At 51.4% G+C, this 16,365-nt stretch carries 13 protein-coding genes and 1 pseudogene; 10 read left to right on the top strand and 4 right to left on the bottom strand.

From position 1 onward, the window contains the following. A partial coding sequence (locus AC2FNN_RS19130; RefSeq protein WP_496760036.1) for a hypothetical protein occupies positions 1 to 1,432 on the bottom strand: 1,432 nt, incomplete at its 3' end. Here AC2FNN_RS19130 and AC2FNN_RS19125 point away from each other — a divergent pair. The 4 genes from AC2FNN_RS19125 (at position 1,338) to AC2FNN_RS19110 (ending at position 5,956) form a co-directional block, all read left to right on the top strand. Then, positions 1,338 to 2,297: a viperin family antiviral radical SAM protein gene (locus tag AC2FNN_RS19125; RefSeq protein ID WP_496760035.1), complete on the top strand. Its 960-nt coding sequence runs from the start codon at positions 1,338 to 1,340 to the stop codon at positions 2,295 to 2,297. The genes AC2FNN_RS19130 and AC2FNN_RS19125 overlap by 95 nt on opposite strands. Positions 2,298 to 2,861: 564 nt before the next feature. Further along, complete coding sequence (locus AC2FNN_RS19120; protein ID WP_496760034.1) at positions 2,862 to 3,764, top strand: class I SAM-dependent methyltransferase; 903 nt, start codon at positions 2,862 to 2,864, stop codon at positions 3,762 to 3,764. A gap of 765 nt (positions 3,765 to 4,529) precedes the next feature. Next, positions 4,530 to 4,709 (top strand): AlpA family phage regulatory protein, encoded by a 180-nt coding sequence (locus AC2FNN_RS19115; protein ID WP_170735457.1) that lies wholly within the window; start codon positions 4,530 to 4,532, stop codon positions 4,707 to 4,709. Positions 4,710 to 4,885: 176 nt separating this feature from the next. Next, positions 4,886 to 5,956 carry a hypothetical protein gene (locus AC2FNN_RS19110; protein ID WP_496760033.1) on the top strand — a complete coding sequence of 357 codons (1,071 nt, stop codon included), beginning with the start codon at positions 4,886 to 4,888 and terminating at the stop codon, positions 5,954 to 5,956. Positions 5,957 to 6,076: 120 nt separating this feature from the next. Here AC2FNN_RS19110 and AC2FNN_RS19105 read toward each other — a convergent pair whose 3' ends face one another. Both AC2FNN_RS19105 and AC2FNN_RS19100 read right to left on the bottom strand, forming a co-directional pair. Beyond that, positions 6,077 to 7,354, bottom strand: coding sequence for a phage tail tip lysozyme (locus tag AC2FNN_RS19105; RefSeq protein ID WP_496760032.1), 1,278 nt, complete (start codon positions 7,352 to 7,354; stop codon positions 6,077 to 6,079). Positions 7,355 to 7,397: 43 nt separating this feature from the next. Continuing rightward, positions 7,398 to 8,468: a hypothetical protein gene (locus tag AC2FNN_RS19100; RefSeq protein WP_496760031.1), complete on the bottom strand. Its 1,071-nt coding sequence runs from the start codon at positions 8,466 to 8,468 to the stop codon at positions 7,398 to 7,400. Positions 8,469 to 8,894: 426 nt separating this feature from the next. Between AC2FNN_RS19100 and AC2FNN_RS19095 the strand changes: the two genes are divergently transcribed. Continuing rightward, entirely contained in the window at positions 8,895 to 9,656 is a 762-nt protein-coding gene (locus AC2FNN_RS19095; protein ID WP_496760030.1) for a bis-aminopropyl spermidine synthase family protein, read from the top strand. Here AC2FNN_RS19095 and AC2FNN_RS19090 read toward each other — a convergent pair. Beyond that, positions 9,620 to 10,099, bottom strand: a pseudogene (locus AC2FNN_RS19090) (hypothetical protein); the annotation flags it as partial. The gene AC2FNN_RS19095 and the pseudogene AC2FNN_RS19090 overlap by 37 nt on opposite strands. Positions 10,100 to 10,492: 393 nt before the next feature. Between AC2FNN_RS19090 and AC2FNN_RS19085 the strand changes: the two are divergent. From AC2FNN_RS19085 to AC2FNN_RS19065, 5 genes are all read left to right on the top strand, one after another. After that, positions 10,493 to 11,113, top strand: coding sequence for a thermonuclease family protein (locus AC2FNN_RS19085; RefSeq protein ID WP_496760029.1), 621 nt, complete (start codon positions 10,493 to 10,495; stop codon positions 11,111 to 11,113). Positions 11,114 to 11,372: 259 nt separating this feature from the next. After that, positions 11,373 to 11,732 carry a hypothetical protein gene (locus AC2FNN_RS19080; protein WP_496760028.1) on the top strand — a complete coding sequence of 120 codons (360 nt, stop codon included), beginning with the start codon at positions 11,373 to 11,375 and terminating at the stop codon, positions 11,730 to 11,732. A gap of 44 nt (positions 11,733 to 11,776) precedes the next feature. Next, positions 11,777 to 12,976 carry a hypothetical protein gene (locus tag AC2FNN_RS19075; RefSeq protein ID WP_496760027.1) on the top strand — a complete coding sequence of 400 codons (1,200 nt, stop codon included), beginning with the start codon at positions 11,777 to 11,779 and terminating at the stop codon, positions 12,974 to 12,976. 72 nt (positions 12,977 to 13,048) lie between these two features. Then, positions 13,049 to 14,299: a hypothetical protein gene (locus tag AC2FNN_RS19070; RefSeq protein ID WP_496760026.1), complete on the top strand. Its 1,251-nt coding sequence runs from the start codon at positions 13,049 to 13,051 to the stop codon at positions 14,297 to 14,299. Continuing rightward, a partial coding sequence (locus AC2FNN_RS19065; protein WP_496760025.1) for a hypothetical protein occupies positions 14,299 to 16,365 on the top strand: 2,067 nt, incomplete at its 3' end. The genes AC2FNN_RS19070 and AC2FNN_RS19065, both read left to right, overlap by 1 nt.

The following is a 16,365-nucleotide window of genomic DNA, read 5'->3' as shown; positions in this document are numbered from 1 at the left end:
GTTCACAGATACCTGCGCGTGTTGCATCCGGATACTGGAAATTCGAGGGCAAGATTGTCGCAAGCGCACTCACCATCCACGGAACGCAAGACTTCAGTTTGGCCTCGAAATGTTGGTCCTGAGCCCATATTCCGTCCCCAGCCGTGTTGCGATGGGCTTCCAGCGTCTGGTTGTAGACCAGCTTGAAGATGTGGGTCAGTTCCAGAACGCGGTTTTCACGGGGATCGGCGCATGTGGGCTGAACATCCGGGCAAAGCAGGTTGAGAAGGCGCAAGTAACCGTCCTGCATCGCACGCGCAAACAACAACATTTGGCGAATGGTCTTCATGCTGGGCCGCGCGAAGCGCCGACTTACAAGAAAGGTAAATCTGGCCTTCTCGTCCTCCGGCGGATGCCCATTCAGGGCGCGGGTCAGGGCGTCTTCTGAAATGTCCAGGTCAAAACGCAGCCGTGGGATGGAAAGATTCCGGGCCTGAACGAAATTCCGGGCCGATTGGTAGTTGTATTCCAGATCTTCGCCTGTGTCGTATTCCCAACATCCGGAAAACGGTAGCCGGGGTTCCGGGTTTGGCCCTGTATCCCCGGATTTGGTCAACCCGTCGGGAAATGTGCGTTTGATACTGTCCTGGTCAGGAAGAGCCATGCCTTGTTGCCAGCGATAAAGCGCCCGCGCGATTTTTGCTTTGGGGTCTTTGTCCGGGTTGCAGATTCCATTTTCGATTTGATCTTCCGCCAAACGAACGGCGTAACCCTCAACTGACAGACCGATCAGATCGAAGGCCCAATCCAGAACCTGTTGAACCGGAAGCTGAAGCCTTGATGGGTCCGCGGGATCCGGTTCTGGCAAAAACCAAAACCGTCCGTCCGGCAAACCGTCATCCGAACGGCCGTCGATCATCCAGAATGCGGCCCGTCGGGCAGCGCCTGGCACGTACAGGTGAATTAAAAGCTCCCAGACAATATGTTGGATCGGCGCATCGAATGTCCAAAGCTCCTGCTCGATCCGCCAAAAGGACATTACCACTTCCCAGATATTTTGTTCGGCATCCCGGACCGCGCTCTCATCAAACTCAAGAGCAACAAAGAGCTCCCTACAACTTCTACGATGCTCTTTTTCGATCTGCTTCATCGAAAGCTCTCGCCGAAGAAGGCGCGTCTTTTCACGCTTACCCATTACTGAGCCAAAGAAAGACCGTGACAGTTCGACAAAGATGGCTTCTGGTGGAGGTACAAGTGCCAAGAGAACCCTCATGAACAGTGTAACCGTTTGACAATAAATATCTTTATGAAGAAAGGCAACGCCGGAAAATTGGTTTGCACGCTTTGTGTCAGATATTTTGAAGCGCGCCGATGGCAGGTTCGAATCATGTAATGAACATGGAGAATCTAACGTGGAAAATTTCCTGAAACACAGCATCGACCAACTGGTCATCAACTGGCACGTCAACGAAGCTTGCAACTACCGATGCGTGTATTGCTATGCCAAGTGGGAACGACCGCCTTCAGTGCGCGACGTGATCCGCCAGCCGGAAAACACAGCCAATTTGCTGAGATCGCTCTGGGCTTTTTTCGATCCTGCAAATTTGAAGAACCCTTTGAAGGACACTTTGACTTGGCGGCGTGTCCGTCTCAATTTTGCAGGGGGTGAGCCGTTGTTGTGTCGCGCTGACTTGATCCGTGCCGTTGAGCTGGCCGCCCAGATCGGGTTTGATGTTTCGATCATTACCAACGGCAGCAGGCTTGATTCAGAAACCATGTCTGCCCTGGCGCCGCATCTCGATTGGCTTGGAGTAAGCCTGGATGCATCTGACATGCGCACGAACAAGGCGATCGGCCGCGAAGATCGTCGCTCTCGGCAGTTGGATCCAGAGGCTTTGAGGGACAGCGTCGCAACGGCACGCTCAAACAACCCTGACCTGAAGCTGAAGATCAATACGGTCGTGAGTTCTCAGAACCACGAGGCGGACTTGGCTCGAGTCATTGCGCAATTGTCACCCCACAAGTGGAAGATCCTCCGGGTGTTGCCAATGACAACCACGGCCGGCATGGTGACGGATGAGCAGTTCCGGGCCTTTGTGCACAGGCACCGCTCGTTGACGGACATCATCCGCGTTGAAGACAACGCAGACATGCTCGGGTCGTACCTGATGATTGATCCCAAGGGCCGTTTTTATCAGAACCACAATGATACCCTGAAGGAAGGGTACCGATACAGCAGACCCATACTGGATGTTGGGCCGGGTGCGGCCTTGGAGTCCGCCGGATTCTCGGCGTTCGGTTTCGCCAACCGTTACTGATGAGCTTTTCGATGCAGAAACATTGCAGCGTTAAGGACGTGAACAAGGTGATCGGGAAGCTTCCAGAGGCTGGCAGGGCCGTCAAACGCGGCCGGGTTCATGGGCGACAATATGCGCGTTCTGCTTGAGAAATTATCCGGCAGAAAACGGCAGATGTGATGCGTTCCTTATCTTCTCAGCCCGTCAGCGGCGACCAAGCTGCTGAATCTGCGCGCAAATGATGGGTTGGCATTAACGCCACAGCAAAGGCGGGTTTGTCCGGTTTTACCGTTCTTCGAACCGGATCAACCTGCCAAAACCGTCAAATGAATGCTTCGAGCCCATGACGGAAGTGCTGTGGCGCCACCTTAGGCCAACACAGAACTCCATCCACTGAAGCCCCGCACCGTCGTGCTGACCACAAAGCGGTTGATCTTTCGGCTCAGGCACTCAACGTGCACCCGCTCGCGCCAAGAGCCTTGGCAAGACCTGGCCCGTCGACTGAAGGCCAGAAACTCAATCAATTGTAATCGCGCATTTCGTATCGTATCCAAAGGGCATTATTCCAGGTGCAGGGCAGCGGGTATGAAAGACTTGTATCAAAGCTTCAACGAACTGACCGATGCCGATTGGCTTCAGCTATGGCTGGATAAAGCTGAAAACAAAGGAGGCGAGCTTGCAAGCGCTCTGCCCGACTTTCCTCCAAATGATATTCAAGTTGAATATGTCGGAAGCGCGCTTTCCAGTGCAATCAGAGAAGCATATGGTTTTTACGTGCACGCAAAGCAGATGTTTTCAACGCACGGCGAAAACCCGAGTAAGGACGATTGCTTTTTGGATTTCGGATGTGGTTGGGGACGGTATATTCGCCTGTTTTCTAAAGATTATCCAAGTCGATCAATGTTCGCGGCAGATGTAAATGCCAACATCATTGATGAGTGCCGGAAAAGAGATCTGCCAGGCGAGTTCATGCAAATTTCCCCATTGGGCGCGTTTTCGCTGCCCGACGGCAAGATTTCGTCTGCAATGGCGTATTCAGTTTTCACGCATCTGCCAGAGGATGTTCATTTGCATTGGCGTGCCGAGCTTGCGCGCGTGACCAAACCCGGCGCAGTACTGGTGATCACGGTCCAGCCGAGGCGGTTCCTGAGATACATTGAAAATCGCGGGCGCGAGATATTGGGCCCGAAAATACTTGGAAACAGAATTGGTTTGCTTCGTCACTTCCAACTTGGAAAACGAAGAGGTTCGAGCGCTTGGCACAAGCTACTGGCAGAGTCCGCAGACAGGGTGCCCGAGTTTGCCGCGCGTTATGACAGCAGCGAACTGGTCTTCATGGAAGGGACAGATGGCAACAAGACTTACGGCGATGCGATCGTGCCTGTTTCCTATATCGAGGAGAACTGGGCCCCGGGCTTCAAAGTCGTTGACGTCATAGATGACAAATCCAGGTTTGCTCAATCGGTCATCACGCTCAAACGGATTTGAACGCCAAGCAATTCACGCAGGTTTTCGATCCAGACAAAGCTGTCAGATCCCGGGTTGCAGCGTTCAACGCGTGCGCAAAAGCAATTGCCGAGTAAAACAATCTTCGGCCTTGCCCCGCGTTGCAGACATTCGCCCAGGCCTCCTGACCGGTAAACCGACTGCTGGTGCGGCAGGACGTTGCCATGCGTTCGATAAACCCCCAGATGACGATAATTCCATTGCCATAGTCCTGAGCCACTTGGTTTCGCCAATGCGAAGAAGCCGCCAGCATCAGCCAATTTGAATGGTTTTGGACTTGGCCATGCCGTTCGAATCTAAAGATCGGAAAGTGCCATAGGTGCATAATTGGGGTAAAGCCCCAACCAAACCCTCACGTGTCGTGTTTTCTGCGGGTATCGAGCGTTCCACCACGTTCCGTGGCGATAAACGAGAATCACAAAAAAATCAATGAAATTGAGCATTTATGTTCATCTATGTTCGGAAGAAATGGTGCCAGGAGAGGACTCAATTTTTTGAAGTATTTAATTGGTAAATATACAAAAAATGGCGTGCGGTTTTTCCTGATACCCCACACGATACCCCCGGGCACACATCTATTAGGAGGTTCGAGTGCAGAACGATGACCCACATTCGGGCCATTTCGGATCCTGAAGAAACATACAAGAACCTCGTCAGATCGGCAATCTATAGCTATTCTTGATGTACCTGGAACCGGGCAACCGCAACCGGGGCATCGCGGTGCTCCTTATCAAAGGAGTTATCGTGATGAGGATACTATCGAAGAAGGCGCTCAAAGAGTTGGTTTTGTATTCGCCCCAACATATCGCCAGATTGGAGAAAGCAGGCAAATTCCCCAAGCGGGTACAGCTTGGCTCGAACCGGGTGGGATGGGTTGAAAGCGAAGTGTTGGACTGGCTTGAAGAGCGCTTACTTGCTCGAGAGTAACCACTGATGCTCCGCTTGGAGCTTGGCGGCCTGGACGTGCACAGTTCGGGTCGCCTCCAGCTAAATCTATCGACATGTTTTAGAGAATCTCGGCCAACGTAAAAATTTGACATGGTTTCCTCAGTGGAACAACATATCTCCATTCCTTTGACGGTATTTCGATTTGGAGTGAAAATTTGAAACTTAGAGGTTCAGAACAAGAAACCGGTGCCGCGTGGGGTATTATCCTAGGTGTTCTATGGGTGGTTGGAATTGTGACGGTGATAGGGATCGGCGAGAGCCTGCAGAAAAACTCTGCCGCTGTATCGACTATGATGTTCGCTCTTTCGTTCACGATGTTTGGTGCCTTCGTCGGATTTATTTTTGGTATCCCGCGATCAATACAGGCTGACAATAGCGGGTCGAATTATTCACAAAGCGCTTATGGGGAAAACACTAACCTTGAGCAGATTTCAGACTGGCTGACGAAAATCATTGTAGGAATTACTTTGGTGCAGTTCGATAAAATTGTTGGTCTGTTCAAAGACATAACCCGGGACTTTGGTCCAATATTAGGCGAGCAAGGGCAAGTTGTTTCGGGTTCCATTGGAATTTACTTTTTACTCATCGGGTTTATGTTCGGATATATGTGGACCCGCGTTCATATGGCTGCGCAATTACTAAAAGGTCGCAATGTTGCAAACCGATTAGATGCTATAGAACGCGACATTACGGCAGTGACGTTAGTTGCCAATTTTCTTGACGAGGATGAGCCGCAACCCGCTGCTGAACGCGAGATGAAAGAAGCGGTTGAAAATGCATCTAAAGGGTCGAGAGAACGCATTTTTAGAATGGCTCGTGAGGCGCGCAGAAATGGGGTGAAGAGCCAGGATACTAAAGTATTTGAGCGCGTTATTCCGGTTTTCAAGGCGCTGAACAGCGCTGAGCCCAACAAGTACTTTCGAAACTATTTACAGCTCGGGTATGCTCTGAAGGACTTAAAAGACCCCAAGAATCAAGAGGCATTAGAAATGCTGACTCAAGGGATCAACCTTCGACCCAAACCGGTGGAACTAAGAAAACAAATACCAGAAATGAACCGCGCGGTTTGTCGAATTAGGTTGGACAAGGAGTTCGATAACAACGAACCATCTAAACCTGAAGCTAAGAAGATGATATTGTTGGATATCGAGGCAGGCACCGGGGCTTTCAAAAGCGGTGATCCGCCTGAAGTGATTGATTGGAAAGCCATAAACTCAGTTGATTAAAAGGCGCGAGCTTGCTCCCATGATCTGGGGCACCGGTTGCAAGCAGTAGCTTGCTCGACAATCTGCCCGACACAGTGATCCCGGCGTCCGCCATCCTCGGTCTGGCGGCCGAGGCTATCTTTAGGCCACAAGCGTCTGCGCGATTTCAAATCGCTTTGACGTCGCGCTGGCTTTCTTTGCTGGGCGTTCGAATTCGTGTACGAAGATTTTTACCGCTTGGCGTAGTTTGTCTGTGGTCATAAAGGCGAGGCGGGCAGTCTTCTGATAGGGTTTAGCAATTTCAGCCAGCATGATTTCAATATTCTTGGTAGGATCTTTGAGTTCATCCTCAGTAAAGCCCATTCCGACCCCTCCCCACTGATTGAGTTGGAATAAACCATAACTCCTTTCGCCAGAAAGATTTTCCGCACTTGGGTTCAAGGCAGACTCTCCGATCGCATTGGCGATAGCAGCATACTGTGCGAGCCGTCCGTATCCTGCTTCAGCAAATGCAGTAGCAATTTGCTTGGCAATTTTCTTTTTGTCCGGGGAATTTAGGTGCGGGGAACTGGTGTTGAGCTTCGCAACCGGTCGTGGAGCAGCTATCCCAGCATCGGCTAATTCTTCCAAATAGTTTTCTGCTTCAGTCTCCACTGCGCTGGCAGTCGCTTCGAATGCAGCCTGCAACTCAGTTTCGATTCTTCCCAAAGTTTCCTCAGCGGTTGCTTGCCTATCCAAGTCAAAAATCCGACCCTCAATTGCTGCCGGATCAATCCCCTCGTTTTCAAGGAGGTTCGCCCCAAAGTCAGAAATCAGCGTTGCAATTTCTACGTCCGGTGACTCGGTAGCATTGTATAGAGCTTCACTACCAAAGACTTGTGCAAAGTAGAGTTCGGTCATGTTTGGTTGGCGTTTCAACCGCTCGGCGACGCGCAATTGCATTGTCCGCGTAACGGCGGCAAAAGACCAAACCTGGGCGCGCCAACTTGTTATAGAGCTTTCCCCAAAGCTCACTTTGAGTTCGGCGTTTTCTCGGATCGCGTCCCATTCAACTGGCGTTAAAGCGAATAGGCCCCGAGGAGAACCTTCGGCATTATCAAGCAAGTTCACAAGCTTTGACCTAAGAGTCGCAACCGCCATCAAATAATAGGCATTTGACCCATAGGAAAAAGCTCTCCGTACGCAATAGTGAGCAACATCGACTTCGCTAACAGATCTTGAAGGACTGTCAGATGGATCGACTGCTGCTTTGCTCACCCAACCTTCCATAACGGTGCCGTCAACGACAACTCGGATCTTTATCCATGGAGATTGCTCATCGAGAATTTCCACGCTCAAGCCCTCCTCGACCGATCCAACTTCGGTCGCAGTAATGCTGGCTGCTTCACGCAGCACACGCGTATCTATCATTGTCGGCATTGGCCTCTCCAATAATTGTGTTCAAAATACATAATCATCCGATTTACTTATCGAATAAACCTGCTTCTCTGGCGGTATTCACTCCGCGTTCTTTACACGATACCAGCCCGGATGCCTCAGAAAGCGCAATTTTATCTTGAAGAGTAGTGATTTCGTTGGAGGTTATACCACCGGACGCAATACTGTTGTTCGGTTTACCAAGCCCGGCAAAGTAGTCCGCCATCGCTTGGCGCGTATTTCTACCCAATTTTTTGTCAGCGGAAATACAAAGGTGTGTCTGTATTTCGCCAATTTCATTTGGTGAAAGGGATTCTTCTGCTTGGGTGATCCTAATTGGATCTGGTTTTGGTAAAGGAGCTTGAGTGTTTTCTGGACGGGATAGCGAAGATCCCGCTTCACTCGAAAGCCCAATTTTAACCCGTCCACCTGATGCCCCACCGGCCGTCGCTTGCGTTGAAGCGATTGTGTCAACAAGCATCCCTTCGATAGTAACGGGCAAACATAAGTCCAAGTAGCCTCGTATGTAGCTGTAAGCGAGAGCAGCATTGTTGATGTTATTGGCCTCCGATGCAACGGCAGTGCGGTAGGCAACCATGGTGGTGCTAACAAATTCACGTGTTGTAGCTGGTGGCAGTTGGTACAAGTATGAGTTCGAAACAATTTCGGTAAGAGACGTCGCCAGTCCAAATGCCTGCGCGACTGCAGTTATTGTCAGCGCGCTTTCCCCTGAAGCCGCCAGAATAGCGTTGGCGGTCTGCGCAAACGCACCAAGGGCAGAAACAGTAGCGCGACTATCGCGCTCAAGTCGGAATAGTTGATTGAAATACGCGCTGCATTGGTCATCAACGAAATTGAATCCCGCCAAGGTAGTCTCGTACCAGGACGCCGAGTTCGAAGTAACTAGCGTTAACTTCCCAGTGCTTTGATCGACCGTTTGTGCTTTCCCGAAACTCGCGTCTTGATGAAGTGCTGCCATTATGGTTTGGCGATCATTGGTTGTCTGTACAACGGTAGTTGCATCAAGCGTTGGGCCTACGGATTTGACCACATTCTGCCCGGAGCTGCAGGCTGCAAAACCCATTAAGAGAGCTAATCTAAATAGAATACGAAACAATATTTCTGCCTCCGCAACAATCTAACCGACTGGTTCATGATCTTCCAGTAAGCCCCGAACCACGGTGGCAGCCAGTCTAGTTCGGGAACACTTCGCTATTTGGAAAAAAGTTATCCACAGAACGGTTTAAAGCAAGAAATTTCGCCACTTAGCGCAGTTGAGTACCCGATAACTAAAAACCCGTGGTATTTTTGCGCCAGTGAAATGAACGCACCCACAAGCGCTGTATTTTAGTGAGAAGACCCGATCAGAAACTTTTCTCGGTCCGAAACCAACCCAATGACGACCTTTGTACTTAACCTACCTAACCATCGGTTGTTGATCGAACGTTCACGCCTATTTACTCAATACGGCTTGAGTGCCGCTATTCTTCGTGCAAGATGGCCGAGCAACTTATGAGAGAGTTGCACAAATTGAGTTAAAGGTATGGCAGAGATTGACTTAAAGAGAGCGCTTAACGCAGTTTCCGACGTAATACAGAACCGCCCTAGGCCCATTCGCCAGTTTGACCAAATCTACATGAAAGCTGGTGATATGGTCATGCAGAGTGAGTTTGTTGCACGATGGGCCGATGGAAAGCGGATTGTCTTCATTGGTGACGGTGATGCCATAAGCGTTTGTGTCGCCTACATGTTGAACAGGGAAGTCCTTTCGTACGGTCCGACAAAAATTACGGTCCTAGATTTCGACGAGCGTATCGTTAACGCTGTTAGGAGATTTGCCGACAGGGAAAGATTAGAAAACCTAGATGCACAGCTTTACAATGTGCTTGATGCTATTCCCGATCAGCTTGTCGATTTTGATTGCTTCTACACTAATCCCCCATGGGGTCAGTACAACAGCGGTGAGAGCATAAACTTGTTCGTTGATCGCGGCATTGAAGCGGTAAATAACAACGGAGAAGGCTTGGTAGTAATTGCCGATGACAGCGACCTACCTTGGCCGCAGGAAGTCCTCGCAGAGGTTCAAGGCTATGCAGCCTCGCGGGGCTTCTACGTGGCGCGCATGCAGCCCGAGCTGCATCTATACCATTTGGACGATGCTCCTGACCTTAAGTCATGCAATTTGCTGTTCCGCTCGCGGCCAAATAACAAACCCGAGCGTGTCAGTTCAGCTGTGATTGACGAAGAACGGCTACACAATTTCTATGGTCGTGCTAACGCTTGGCCACTGAGGGCTATGTCGTGAGCTTGCTCAAGAGCCGCTTGGTAGTCACGGACAGTATTTTCCAAGTGTTGTTCGACCGCTGCCGAGCCTGCCAGTGCGGCTGCGTTCAGCCAGCTAGACATAGCGATAATGGCGACAGAGCCAACAATTGTTGAGATCGTCAGACCAATGAAGCCACTAGCCGTTCGCATTGAAGGCAGCAGACGGAGCATGTAGCTCCAAAAGACGAAGATGCCGACAGAGACGGCGATTGAGTACGCAACGGCTGCGAAGAAAGAAACCGCACCGTTATCTTCGAGCAATGAGGACACACCGAGATAGGTGTAGATACCAGATGCGATGGCGAGGACACCCAAGGCTGCGGGGGTAAACGTATCCAACCACGCGAGATGACCTTCTAGTTCTTTTGCGGTCCGAAGTCCCTTTGCTTCCTCAGCCGTCAAGCGATCCTTGTTCTCAGTCATACCACAATATGCTCCACACTCATCACGGGATAGTTCGTCACTTAATCATTCTTTAAGACTTTTCACCCTGGGTTGCATATCTGGGCGCTACGAAGCGATTGCTTGTGCGGAACTGCCATTCTTCTGTGAGTTCCCGCCAACTTGCGCCCGTAGTTCTAGTATTGGCAAAGAATACCAACTACCTGAAATTCAGGTTGTTATTCTGGGGAACTAAGTAAGTAGAGATCAACTGTCTCGCAGTCCTAGGCGTGAGATCGCTCAGCGAAGCAAATCAGTCACATCTCTCCGATTGAATATAAGGTGTCCCTAGCAAATCAACCCCGGCGTGTGCTTGGGTCGATCCTGATCCGGTGCGACAATATTGATTGAATTAACTTTTTGGGGGCCTGGTTCGTGGAAATCTTGATAATTTTGGGTTTGGTTTTGGCTGGTGCGGTGTATTTGACAGTTCGCAGCAACAGGCCTGGCGACACAACGACTCGTCCGAGCCAGTCAGGTGCGCATGAGAAACCAAGATTAACCACAAACCAAGGACGGCGCACTTCGCAGTCACAGCGCTTTGATGCTGCCCACAAGTTACCCAAACCCGAAGTATCCATAATAACGGGTTCAGCGTACGTAGTAGATGGCGATACATTGGTAATAAAGAAAACCCAGATCCGTCTGTTCGGCGTAGATGCTCCTGAGATGGATCACCCCTACGGAAAGAAGGCAAAATGGGCACTCGTTTCACTCTGCAAAGGTCAAAAAATTAGGGCAGAAGTGACCGAGCAAGACACCCACGGACGGACCGTGGCAAAATGTTACCTTGAGGACGGCCGTGACTTGTCCGCTGAAATGGTCAAACTTGGTCTGGCGATAGATTGGCCAAAATTCTCAGGTGGAAAGTACCGGTCAATGGAAATGCCCGATGCCCGAAAGAAGCTGTGGCTGGCAAACGCACGACAAAATGGACATATGGGGTTGTGGAAGCAGTATGAAGAGAAGCAAGCCGCTCGGAACCTGAACAATTGAAGATTTCAGAAACCAGTGCCTCACCGGAGTATTGCAAATAACTTAAGCCGACAAAGCTGTGCCTTAGCCCGATGTTAATCACCATTGGTTTCGCATTCGAGCGGTTATAGAGTTGTCACAGTTGCAGAGCGATGCGCCTACCTCCCGGTGAGTGCTCCGCTATATTCCAGACGTCAGCTTTCCTCTTAACTCTTGAATAAAGCGTCAAAGTGATACAAATATTTATGATTAACAAAAGTTGCTTTCGAGGATTAATTGCATGTCCGAAGAATTACTTGGCTTCGTAAAGTCCGCAGACCCGGATGTTTTGGAAAGCGAGATTGCTGAACAATTGAGATTGTTGCGGCATGATCCAGAGTTCCGTGAGGATGCGGAAGAGGACGGAATCGATCTTGCGGCACTCGATGCGCTTCCCGAAGACATGGTGTTGTTCGAGGTTGAAAGGCCAACCAACCATCTGGGCGGTATTGCCGAGGCGATTGTCATCAAGATCGCCGTGAACGTGGGCACCGCCGCAACAATCGCGCTTTCCACGTTGATTTGGAAGAAGATTATCAAACCCGCAATCAACAAAGGGGGTCGTACCGTTGAAGATAAGGCCGATCCTGTCAATGAATGAAAGTTGTCTTTTCGGCGTCTAAAGAGGAGCCATCTCTCCACTTGGTGGACCGCAAACTGATCTCGGCACGATTTGCACGCCTTGTGTCACTGGTTGCAGCTCGCGTCGATGACAAAAAAGAGATCCCGGCGGCGGTGCGCAAGTTCATGCGTGACACAGAGAATGCGATCAAGGACGTTCTCGAGCTTCATAATGAAGAGGCAGAGGAGCCGCCCGTAGATGCTGCGCTCACATCTATATACAAAGAAGTAGAAAAGCGTACAAACGGTGCAGGCCATGAGCATGTCGCCGAAGCAACCGCTGTTTTCCAAGACGGAACCCTGCAATTTTCCTGCACGGATTGTAGCGCCTATGAAAACCGGGTGTGTCGCGGCCGGTTCTCGGACTGGAAGCTATTTGTGGATGGAGAGAAACGGCGGGGCGGGCTCTGCGTCGACTTCGTCCGGGAAGTGACAGAACACCTAAGCAAATTGGCCGAGGAGATGTTTGAAGAGCATTGCGCGGGTGACTTGCGCGACCCACCCGACAAGATCGTCGTTCACCTCAAAAGTCTTGGAGAAAACCATGACGGTACGATGCCGCTCGATGGCAGCTATGACCCGGACGAAGGAGAGTTGGTCGTGCAGTGGCCAACGGATCCGGACAATCCCGAAGTTGTTGACGATGCGATCCTTATGTTACCCTATCTTTTGTTCCACGAGGTGTTCGTCCACGGCGGGCAGGGGCGTGCGTTGGAAAGTTCGATTGGCGATGTGCCCTTCAATTGCTCTTTCACCGAGGGTGCCGTTGATGCTGCGGCGCGGGACTATCTGGTGGCAAAGGTCTTGCCGGAGTTGCAATCTGAGTCTTTTCAACCGCTTCGCATGCAGGCGCAGGCCAGATGTGTGGAGTACGGACAAAAACGCGCTCAGCTCTCTTTGGGCATGGCCGGGTCTTCTGATAGCAGGCAAAAAAACGAGAAAATAAGAAACGCGCGCGCTTACGGATTATTCATGGTTTGGGAGCAAATAAAGAATTTTGAGTTGCATGCGGGTAAGCCAGCGAACTGGAAATTCGAGCTTTTGACCGCTTTGAACCTTTACATGGATTTGGAGCAGCGCGACAAATTTATGGAGTGCGCTGAGTTCTGGGAGGGACTGTCTTCAATAGTGAAAGATGATGTCGTTGTTATCTTTGATACATTTCTAGAAGACCGCCAAGTGAACGATTTGCTGGATCGATTGGACAAGTTAGCAGAGCCTTAATTTGTCAAATGACAAAATTAACTTTGCATAATTTGTCATTTGACGTATTATAGTGTCAAAGAGGTTGATGCTATGCATATTGAACAATTCAAAATTTTACGTGCCGCCCGTGCGATCGGAGAGCAAGGCTTCACCAAGCCGGAGATTTTAGAGCGGGCAGAAGTGGGTCGCGCAGCGCTCGATTCGTTTTTCCGCAGAAGTGGCGCGCGCTTCTTTGAGAAAAGCGGCGCGAAACGAGCGGGTGGCCAAGGCGGCAGGAGTGCGGTCATCTGGCGGCTACGCAGCGACGCCATTAGTGAAGTCATCGCATTGTTGGATCAGGGTCGGGCCGATTTTGGGCGCGACGAGATAGATCCTGAAACCGCGCGCACAGCACTGGAGAATAACCACGCGCGCTGGCAGGCGCGCGTTTCGCTTTTCGATGCTGTCGATGCGGGCGAAGGCCTCTTGCGTCAGCGACATTTGGAAAGATGCGGCAAGTGGATAGCCAATGAGGAACGACGGCACCGTCACTGGGGGCGCGCAGCCGACGTGCCAGAAGAGATCTTATCCGAATTGAAGGATCTCAAGCGCCGCCTATATGCAGTGAAATCCAACATCGACCTGCTCGCCGCGCAATGCCCTATGCACAGTTTCAGTGATGCTTTCGATTGGTTGCGCCGTGGCGCTCTTCTATACAATAACGGAAATCCGGAGGCATTCGCACCGCTGCGCCTCTCCGAACACACCAAGCCGGACAAAATCCTTGCGGAAGCCGCCTTGCTGTGTAGCGAGTTTGACGGTTGCGCGCGGGAACGGTTCATAGTTGCTCTAGTGACCACTTTGCCCAGTCTGGATGCCTGCCCCGCCCGCAAGCTGTTTTGCGACACGCTTGATGTACTGGGCCCCGAGGTGGGCAAGGCGTTGTTCGAAGGTATTGATCTCGCGCGTCCCAGAGATCACGAGGAGGCTTTGAGTCAGGTCCCAGGGCTACTTCTCGGGTTTAAGAGCTATCCCCAGCTTCTGGCGCGGACCCGTTTCGAACTGGTTCGCCGCTGGTATGACAATCTACCGTTCCGTTCAGACTGGAACAGCAAGTGGTCGCCGCTCTGGTACGACTTGGGGCAGTATACTTTCAAGAACACGGATAAAATGCGCTACATGCTGCGTCCGCCCATTGAGCAGCCGGAGCATAATGAGGCGACAGTGCTTGATTTGTTGCGTAGCGTGTTCGGATCAGCCTATGACCGCATCTACAGACAGGTAGAGCGGCAAATACAGATCTACGATACCCCGCCTGCCCCGCCTGTCGCGGAAAACTGGCTTGAACGCCGGGCTGCGTGATGGAAGCTACTGGCACAGAAGCACCGGAACGGGAAATTACAGATAGGTTGCGTAAGCTAGCGGCCTATTTCAGCGCCTGTTTGGATTTGCGCAACTCAATCACGTTACAAAAAGAGGACGAGAGTTTTGCTCGCGAAGAGCGTGGCAGCATCCGTTATGTGTTTGACTCCAACATGGTACGATTCTTCCTCGATCCGATGCGCGAGAGTGCATACGTCAACCCGTTTTCCGGCAAGGATACGCCCGCCTACCGCAAGCTTGCCGTCATTACAGCAGAGTTCGTCTTTTCGCGTGAAATGGAAGGCCAATGGGGGGTTCCGGCCTCTATCTCGACCGAGCACATGGTCGAATTGGCGAACCATATGGAAAAGCTGTCTCGGCGTCTCGATGAACATGCGAACAAGTTGGAGTCCATCGCAGCGATCGAGGGTAATGCTCATCAGGAAGACGCGATCCGTCTAGCACAGTCAAGCAACAATATCGCAGCTTCGGTCGAAGCCTTCAATTCGACTACTGCTACGGGTGCGCATTGGCCCAAAGACGACATTCTCAGAGAGTTGCGTGAAGCCCAGATGCTGGAGAGGATACGCAATCAGGAATTATTGTTGCCCATGCACCTCGATGAAAACGCAACGATTGAGGTTATCGAACCCTCATCGAAAGCGGTTAGCGCATGGGAAACACTTATAAAAAAGCAGCGCAGGGAAACAGATCGGAAGAATAAGCGTAACCCCAAACAGGATGTAGCGGACGCCATCACAGCCGCGCAAATCATACAACTCAACCGTAACGTGGCAGAGGGGGCACTTGCACCCACGCGTTACGTGCTCATCACGCTAGACCGCAACTTGTTCAATGCCGCGGTAGATTGGTGGGAGACCAGCGGGAGACAGGAGTTGGATTTCTTTCCTTTCCGAAGAATCAGCCAGTATATCCCGTTTCTGAACACGGAACGCCTGCCCAACAGCCTCAGTTCTGGACAGGTCAGCAAGGATCTGAAGGTGGCGTTGGATTCACTGCTGGGTATGGGCAACCGTCGCCAGCACAAAGTGCCGCTTTATATTCCTGAACCCACAGTCTCGCCGCCGAAGGACAGCTTCGCGGGCGAGGTGTTTACGCCGTTGAAGTGGATGTCGAAAAAGTGGGACGACGTCGCGCCCGTGCAGAGCATGATCGTAGATCTGTGGCGTGACATGACCGAGCGCGTCAACTACCTTAATCCGGAGTTGCTTAGCCGCCGCGACGAAGCTTTTGAAAACTTTAGAGAATACTTGTCCAATTCCCCCAACACGCGACAGGCGGCCGTGACCTACCTGCGTCAAGCTGTGGAAAAAATAGATAAGTTCAATCTCGAACTTTCCATTGCGCACAGTATCGCCACTGAAATCGTCAAACGCCCGCCGAATCAGCCCGCACAAGCGGTGCGCGGCATGCCGGTGCTGCGGGAAAAATTTGACTTGATCATTGGTGACCAACATCTTTACCCGTTGCTGGACAGGGTAGTGCTCGATCAGGATGTGGCGCCACTATCGTCGATTGTGAAAAAGATCGAAGAATCAGAACTCTGGCGCTCCGCCTTTTTTGCAGGTTGCGTTGCCTTCTGGGTCGGGCAATGGGATGGGGCTGCCGTTTTCGCGCGACGGGCTATTGCTTCGTCTCGCAGCGAGGAGCGTCGCGCGGAATTGACCTACTTTCAGGTGCTTACCGGGCGATTTGCCGCGTTAGATATGCCCAGCAATACATCGCTAGACCAGCGCGCTGCGCTTTCGCGGATTTACGACGAACTGACCAAAATGACGCCCGACGTAAAAGAAATGCAAAAGGCCGCTGCCGAAAGCGATTTATTTGCGCAGTGTCGCGCAAAGGTCGAACGGAGCCACTGGGTATTATCCCGTGCTTACGTGCAGGCCTTTCGCCAGAATCCGCTGGGTGAAGATCTAGGGGCAACTGTCTCAGGCGTGCTTGATGAGCTCAACCTGCTCCGCGATGATCTAGCGGCTCTGCCGAGTGAAAAACTGCCTAGAGAAGCCCTGAAAACGCTGCAGATCGAACACATGGTCGGCATG

Source organism: Ruegeria sp. BHSA118 (assembly GCF_059613405.1).
This window is presented reverse-complemented; position numbering and strand designations above follow the sequence as displayed.

Bases quoted from the DNA above. Each gene is read 5' to 3' on its own strand.
- AC2FNN_RS19120 (WP_496760034.1), top strand. From the start codon at position 2,862: ATGAAAGACTTGTATCAAAGCTTCAACGAACTGACCGATGCCGATTGG.
- AC2FNN_RS19115 (WP_170735457.1), top strand. From the start codon at position 4,530: ATGAGGATACTATCGAAGAAGGCGCTCAAAGAGTTGGTTTTGTATTCG.
- AC2FNN_RS19105 (WP_496760032.1), bottom strand. From the start codon at position 7,354: ATGCCGACAATGATAGATACGCGTGTGCTGCGTGAAGCAGCCAGCATT.
- AC2FNN_RS19095 (WP_496760030.1), top strand. From the start codon at position 8,895: ATGGCAGAGATTGACTTAAAGAGAGCGCTTAACGCAGTTTCCGACGTA.
- AC2FNN_RS19080 (WP_496760028.1), top strand. From the start codon at position 11,373: ATGTCCGAAGAATTACTTGGCTTCGTAAAGTCCGCAGACCCGGATGTT.
- AC2FNN_RS19070 (WP_496760026.1), top strand. From the start codon at position 13,049: ATGCATATTGAACAATTCAAAATTTTACGTGCCGCCCGTGCGATCGGA.